At 65.7% G+C, this 6,753-nt stretch carries 8 protein-coding genes; 3 read left to right on the top strand and 5 right to left on the bottom strand.

From position 1 onward, the window contains the following. Positions 1 to 41 precede the first annotated feature (41 nt). The 3 genes from AC1D00_RS20710 to AC1D00_RS20700 are packed head-to-tail and all read right to left on the bottom strand — an operon-like array spanning position 42 to position 3,058. A complete protein-coding gene (locus AC1D00_RS20710) occupies positions 42 to 386 on the bottom strand; it encodes a DUF1491 family protein (protein WP_027544170.1) in 345 nt (114 codons plus the stop codon). Positions 387 to 441: 55 nt separating this feature from the next. Then, the gene (locus AC1D00_RS20705) at positions 442 to 1,149 is read right to left on the bottom strand and encodes a peptidoglycan-binding domain-containing protein (protein WP_135172539.1); all 708 of its coding nucleotides are present in this window, start codon (positions 1,147 to 1,149) and stop codon (positions 442 to 444) included. Continuing rightward, positions 1,142 to 3,058 (bottom strand): PAS domain-containing sensor histidine kinase, encoded by a 1,917-nt coding sequence (locus tag AC1D00_RS20700; protein WP_477011946.1) that lies wholly within the window; start codon positions 3,056 to 3,058, stop codon positions 1,142 to 1,144. Before AC1D00_RS20700 ends, AC1D00_RS20705 begins: the two co-directional genes overlap by 8 nt. Before the next feature lie 389 nt (positions 3,059 to 3,447). Here AC1D00_RS20700 and AC1D00_RS20695 point away from each other — a divergent pair, with 389 nt between their 5' ends. Together AC1D00_RS20695 and AC1D00_RS20690 are read left to right on the top strand one after the other, a co-directional pair. Continuing rightward, positions 3,448 to 3,882, top strand: coding sequence for a DUF5330 domain-containing protein (locus tag AC1D00_RS20695; RefSeq protein WP_135172537.1), 435 nt, complete (start codon positions 3,448 to 3,450; stop codon positions 3,880 to 3,882). Positions 3,883 to 3,950: 68 nt separating this feature from the next. Then, positions 3,951 to 4,379, top strand: coding sequence for a SufE family protein (locus AC1D00_RS20690; RefSeq protein ID WP_135172536.1), 429 nt, complete (start codon positions 3,951 to 3,953; stop codon positions 4,377 to 4,379). A 138-nt stretch (positions 4,380 to 4,517) separates the two neighbouring features. On the opposite strand, the gene AC1D00_RS20685 is transcribed toward AC1D00_RS20690, so the two are convergent. Together AC1D00_RS20685 and AC1D00_RS20680 are read right to left on the bottom strand one after the other, a co-directional pair. Next, positions 4,518 to 4,934, bottom strand: a complete 417-nt coding sequence (locus AC1D00_RS20685; RefSeq protein ID WP_477011945.1) for a Ros/MucR family transcriptional regulator — start codon at positions 4,932 to 4,934, stop codon at positions 4,518 to 4,520. 137 nt (positions 4,935 to 5,071) lie between these two features. Next, complete coding sequence (locus tag AC1D00_RS20680) at positions 5,072 to 5,929, bottom strand: DUF308 domain-containing protein (protein ID WP_477011944.1); 858 nt, start codon at positions 5,927 to 5,929, stop codon at positions 5,072 to 5,074. A 309-nt stretch (positions 5,930 to 6,238) separates the two neighbouring features. Between AC1D00_RS20680 and AC1D00_RS20675 the strand changes: the two genes are divergently transcribed. After that, positions 6,239 to 6,753, top strand: a 515-nt coding sequence (locus AC1D00_RS20675; RefSeq protein WP_477011943.1) for a glycosyltransferase family 39 protein, incomplete at its 3' end; no start/stop codon positions are given.

Below are 6,753 nucleotides of genomic sequence, written 5' to 3'. Positions count from 1 at the left end.
GGATTGCTTCGCTACGCTCGCAATGACGGTGGAGGCACCAGTCAGGTCTTCGCTAATTCCAGAAAGTGCCGCCCCGCGCGGTCTTCGGTCTCGACGATCCAGGCATCCGAATCGAAGCGGATTTCCCTGGTCAGCCGTTCCTCGACGGCGGGCTCCGGCAGCGGCTGCGGCGCAACCGGCACGAAGAAGCGGTCGACCGGCCGGCCGTCGTCATAGACGGTCTGCGGCGCCGGCACGTAGAGCATCGCATTGCCGTCGAGCAGCGACACCTTCACGAACACCGCGCCCGCCTCCTCGGCGCCGCGACGGCGCACTGCGCCGAACACGCCCTCGGTCTGGCACCGGCGCAAATAGGCCGCGACCCATATGTTGGATTTCAAACGCATGAGTCGGACGATAGGCCAGTGCCGGGATCAGCACCAGCCTCCGCAAGCGTGACGATTACTCGACGGGATGGCCGATCGCGGCCGCGAGCTCGCGCAGCAGCCGATCGGACACCTGGCCGGTGACCTGCATCTTGTGCTCGCGCTCGAACTTCTGGATCGCGGACTGGGTCTCGCCGCTCATCGCGCCCGTGACCTTCAAATTGCCGTAGCCGTATTCGGACAGCGCGCGCTGCACGCCGGCGATACGCCGCACCGCCGGGCTCTGCTGCGCCGGGATCGGCGCCGGCGGACGCGCGACGGCAGCGGAGGGCGATGTCGTGGCCTTGACCAGGTTGGTCATGGGATCGCCTGAGCGCGGCGTCGATGCGGTGGCCTCGACGGGCTTCTCGGGCGCCTTCTCGGCCGCTCTCTCGGCAGGCTTGGGATCGACGCGGAACTCGGTCGCCTTCGGCTCGAGCGGCGACGTATCGGCACCGACGGGGCGCGCGCGCGGCAAGGGATTGGCCTGCGGAACGGACGACGGCATCGGAAGATTGATCACGGTGCCGAACATCGGCGCCGGATGCCGGCCGGTCTGGAGAAACAGCGCATTGGCAACGATCGCGCTGATGGCGGCAACGGCGACGAGGCCGGCCAGCGTGTCCTTGGGGCTGTGCAGCAGCACGCGCATCACGAGGTTGCGCTCGGTCTCGATGTCGACAGCCGCGGCCTTGGCGCCACGGCGGCGCGGAGCAGCTTCGCCCTTTGCAGACTTCTTAGGCACTTTTCTTCACCGGAGCAGGTTGGTCCTGAAGTTGGTCGTGATGTTGGTCGTGAAGTTCCTGGCGCGGGACCGGCGTCAAGGTTGCGATCTTGCTCTCGGCCGCCTTGCCATCGAAGGGCTTGGCTTGCGGCGGCGTGTAAACCAGCGGCAGCTTGACGGTGACGGCGGTGCCCTCCCCTAACCTGCTTTGTACCGTCAAATCGCCGAGATGCAACGCCACAAGACTTTTCACGATCGAAAGTCCGAGTCCGGTGCCTTCGTGACGGCGCTGATAGGTCTTGCCGGCCTGGAAGAACGGGGCGCCGATACGCTTGAGGTCGTCGGCCGCGATGCCGACGCCGGTGTCGCTGATGCGCAGCGTGAGCTGCGACCCCGACACCGCGGCTGATACGGAGACCTGGCCGCCGCGCTCGGTGAACTTGATGGCGTTGGCGACGAGGTTAAGCACGATCTGCTTGAAGGCGCGCGGATCGCCGGTCATGACGGGCAGGTCCTGCGGCGCGTCGGTGACAAGGTCGATGCCATTCTCCCGCGCCTTCAGCGCCAGCAGATTGCAGCAATGCATGAGCGAGGCGCGCGGCGCGAACGGCTCCGACGCAATCTCGAAATTGCCCGATTCCATCTTGGACATGTCGAGGATGCCGTTGACGACAGACAGCAAATGCTGGCCGGAATCGTTGATCAGCTGGGCATATTCCCTGCGCTGGGCCGCACCCAGCATCAGGGTCTGCTCCTGCGCGATCATGTCGGAGAAGCCGATGATGGCGTTGAGCGGCGTGCGCAGCTCGTGGCTCATGGTGGCGAGGAAGCGCGTCTTGGCGGCGTCGGCCGCTTCCGCGGCGCTGCGGGCCTGATCGAGCGCCTGCTCGGAGAGCTTGCGATCGGTGACGTCGCGCATCACGGCGACGACTTCCGTCTCGCGTGCGGCATCGCGGTCACTATGCTGGCGGCCGGGATCCTGGTCGAGCGGCCGGCAGCGCATCTCGACCCAGATGAAGTCGACCTGAAAATTGGCTTGGCCGTGCTCCGAGCCGGTCGGCTCCCGCCGCAGCCGGAACTCGACGCTGCGCACGTCGCCGCGCGCGGCATCCGACAAAGCGGTGAGATAGGCCGGGCGATCGGCGACATGGACGCGATCGAACAGGCCGTGGCCGTGCAGCTGCGCAACGGGCATGCCGAGCATGGCCTCGGCGGCCGGCGAGATGAACTGCACCGCGCCGTTGCGCCGATGCCGCGAGATGACGTCGCTCATGTTGCGTGCGAGCAGGCGATAACGCTCCTCTTCGCGCGACAGCAGCGCAACGCTGGTGCGCGCCAGCGACTCCGCGCCGAAAGCGAGGGCCGCAGCATAGAGGGTGGCCGAGGCGACGCCGAACGCCATCAGCAGGCTACGCTGCGCGGGACTCGGCTCATCCAGCGGCAGCCAGCCGAGCTGGCCGACGAGGATCAGTATCCCCGCGCAGGAGAGCGCGAGCAGCGAGGCGAAGGCCGCAACGCGGCGCGAGGCCGACAGCGCAGCCTCGAGCGGAACGACGATCAGCCACACCGCAGCGAATGATCCAATGCCGCCGGTCGTGATGGCAACCGCCATGATCAGGCCGGCGAGTGCGAGCGAGGACAGCACATGCGCGCCTTCGTAGCGGCCGGTGCGCGACAGGAACCAGGACAACATGATCGGCGCGATCAGCCAGGCAAAGGCGGCGACCTCGACCGCGCTCGGCGCGCCACGCATGGCGAGATAAACAGGGAATGCGGCAAACGCGGCCAGGCTGCCGAGCAGACGCGGCGCCATGAAGGCACGATGGCGCGCTCGCGTCAGCGCGTCGTAACGCGCGGAGGGATGCAGCAGCGCATCGAGACAATCGCGGATGATACTCAAAACTGTCACGGGTCTCGCGCTTCGGCTCATTCGTCGGAGAGACGCGCCGGAACGCCTCCTTGTCGTTGAGCCACCGTGTCAGAGCGACCTTAAACGAGTGCTAAGGCGGCACGGCCCGGTGCCGGACACCGTGTCATCGCGGAGCTTTTTAGACGATTTGGCGACGTCTTCGGCGAGGATGGTGAACACAGGGTTTCACCCCGGCCCGCATGGTTTCGAATTGGTGGATACGAAAGACGGCAAGGCCACGGGGGCTCGGCATCAATGGAAAATTTACGAGGCCGCCATTTTCGAAGTTTTTTGCGTAAATTTTCCGCGAATTAAGCTCAAGGCAATCACTTGCGATTTATCGAGAGTTGCTAGGTCCGACGCGCTCTGCGGAAATCGCCGCGGCGGGATCTAACGTACAGGTCGATAAGATGCGCTTTCTGCTCCGCATCACATTCTGGCTCGGGCTGGTGCTGGTGCTCCTGCCGCGGGACAAGACGCCCGAATCGGAGAAGCTGCCGCAGATCGGCGCCGCCGACGCGGTGCAGGCTGCGACCGCGGCCGTCTCCGACATGACCCAGTTCTGCAAGCGCCAGCCCACAGCCTGCGAGGTCGGCGGACAGGCCGCAACCATCATCGGCCAGCGCGCCCAGGACGGCGCGAAGAAGATCTATCAGATCATCAACGACAAGAAAGAGCACATCACCAACGAAAAGAACGACAAGAGCGACAAGAAGGCGCCCGACCACACCGGCTCGATCGCGCTGGCCGGCGAAGGCGACACTGCTGCGAGCGAGGCGCCGCGCGACACCCTGACCCAGGACGACCTCGCGCTGGAATGGCGCGGACCGGGGCCGGCGAATTAGCCCCCAAACCCTATCGATTTCGCAGCTTCGCGTCCCTATATTGGCCTGAACGGGAACTGTAGGCCAGCATGACGACGATCGACGAAATCAGGGACAATTTCGAGATTCTGGACGAGTGGGACGACCGCTACCGGTACGTCATCGAGCTCGGCCGCACCCTGGAACCGCTGCCCGAGGCTGAGCATTCCGCCGCCAACAAGGTGAATGGCTGCGTCAGCCAGGTCTGGCTCCAGAAGCTGGTCGAGCGCGATGGCGGCGCGCCGATCCTCAGATATCGCGGCGACAGCGACGCTCATATCGTGCGCGGCCTGGTCGCGATCGTGCTCGCGCTCTATTCGGGCCGCAGGCCGCAGGAAATCCTCGCGACCGACGCGATCGCGGTGTTCGACGAGTTCGGCTTTCGCGATCACCTGACGCCGCAGCGCTCCAACGGCCTGCGCTCGATGGTCGAACGCATCAAGACCGACGCGAAAGAGGCGCTGGCGGAAGCCACCTGAAGACCCTCATGGTGAGGAGCGCGAAGCGCGTCTCGAACCATGCAGGCCCCGCTCTTGCCCGCGGCCATCTTTCGAGATGACCGCTTTGCGGGCTCCTCATCAGGATGAGAGTGGAGTAAGCTGTAGGCTAAAGCAGCTCTACTTCCGCTTCCGCTGCTGCTGTCCCAAACCCATCTGCTTTGCCAATTGCGAGCGCGCCACCGCGTAGTTCGGCGCGACCATGGGATAGTCGGCCGGCAGGCCCCATTTCTCGCGATATTGCTCCGGCGTCATGTTGTACTGGGTGCGCAGATGGCGCTTCAGCGACTTGAAGCGCTTGCCGTCTTCCAGACAGACCAGATAGTCCGGCGCGATCGACTTCTTCAGCGACACCGCCGGCTTGGCCGGCTCGAGCGGCGCCGTCTCGACGCGGCCCGACGAGACCCGCACCAGCGCGCCGTGCACCTGGCTGATCAGGTTCGGGATCTCGGCGGCCGGCGTCGGATTGTTGCTGAGATAGGCCGAGACGATGCTGGCCGTCAGCTCAATGAAATTCTTAGCCCCGGCATCCGACATGGGCCCGACCTTTCTCCACCTTGCGTCTCACGAGATTGACGACGCCGAAGTATTCCGTGTCAACAATACGTTCGGCCAAAATGCGACGACTGACAAAATGACAAGAACGGTGGCGCTTTACTTGGCCGCGGAMGTCCTCAGGACCGCTGGTCGAGATGCGCGCGCAACTCGTCGATCGAGGCAAAGCGCATCATGCCTTCCGGCATCTGCGCCTCGATCGAGCCGTCGGAATAGAGCGAATAGGCCATGCCGTCGACGATGCCGGATTTGAGCACGGTCACGGGCGCCTGCTCAACCGCCGGCGGCGCCTCCGGCTCGGGTGCAGGCAGCGGCGGGGCCGCCTCGACAAAGGTCGAGGGCGAGCGCGGCGGCGGCCGGCGCGAGGCGGCCGGCGGCTCCGGCGGGCGCATACGGTCCGGCCTCGGCCAGGCGTCGTCGAAGCTTGCAGGCGGCGCGTCCGGGGCGGCAGGCGCCGCGGGCTCGGCAAGCGGCGGCGGTGAGCCCTCGGTGGCCTTGGCCTCCGCGCGCTCGCGCTCCTTTCGCGAGGTCGAGGCGAACAGCAGGTTGCGCCGGCGCGGCGTTTCCGGAGCCGCGGGCGGCGCCGCAGGTTCCGGCTCGGGCGGGGGCTCGACGCGCGGACGCGCGGGTGCTTCGCCCAGCCATGGCGGCGGCGCGGCCGATGATGGCGGGGCCGGCGGCTCGGCGCGCATCGCCGGAGCAGGCTCGGGCGCACCGGGCAGCGCGAGACCCGGCAGCACGGGCCTGACCCGCACCTCGGACGCTGCGGCTGATCCGGCCAGCCGGCGGGCGATGCCCTTCAGTTCCAGCAGCACCGCATGGAGGCCCGCCAGTAACAATCCGGAGCAGACGCCGATCGTGCCCGAGATTATGAGGGTACTGCCGAGGCTGAACTCCCTGACGGTGAAGCCAAACAGGATCCCAAGGAGRCCCGCCAGGACGGCGACAATCCCCGCGATCAACAATGCCAACGTCATCGAACTCACCCCCGGCCGTGCATCCGCACGCGACACTCGCGCCACGATACCGTCATCCTGTGTTCGTCGCCAACGGCGAATTGTGATCAGCGTTCCTAAAGAGAAGGAAATCAGGGACTTATTCACATTCCCTTCAGCTACGGATCGCTACTCCTAGAGTGCTCTTGAGTTTCTGGATTTGCTGCGTCGCATCAGGAATTTAGCCATAATGCCCAATTACTTGGTAATGGAACTGCGCTATACGGAGTCCGGGGAGCAGGCCCGCGCGCGCCAGCAGGGCCAAGAGGGGATTCCGGGTCACCAATAGCCATGACATCCATCACGACTTCGGCGATCGACACGCCTCTGCGGCGCTCGGTCGAACGGACTTGCGACGATCTCGCCATGCTGGTGCTGGCCGCGGTCGCCGTCATTGCAGGCTTGACCTTCCGCGACTACGGGCTCGGCTGGGACGACTACACCCACGCTGAATATGCCGACCTGCTGCTGCGCATGTTCGGTTCCGGCTTCAAGGACACCGCGGCGCTCTCCTTCGCCAACCTCTATATGTATGGCGGCGGCTTCGACATGGTCGCGGCTCTCCTGCACAAGGTCATTCCGCTCGAGCTGTTCGAGACGCGACGCCTGCTCGGCGCCGTCGTCGGCGTGATCGGGCTTGCGGTGACGTGGCGGCTCGGCCGCCGCATCGGCGGGCCCCTGGCCGGTCTTGCCTCGCTCCTGCTGCTCGCGCTCTGCCCGATCTTCTACGGCCACATGTTCATGAACCCGAAGGATGCGCCCTTCGCGGTGGCCATGATCATCCTGATGCTGGGCCTGGTCCGGCT

The organism is Bradyrhizobium sp. P2_E8 (assembly GCF_056403875.1).
This window is presented reverse-complemented; position numbering and strand designations above follow the sequence as displayed.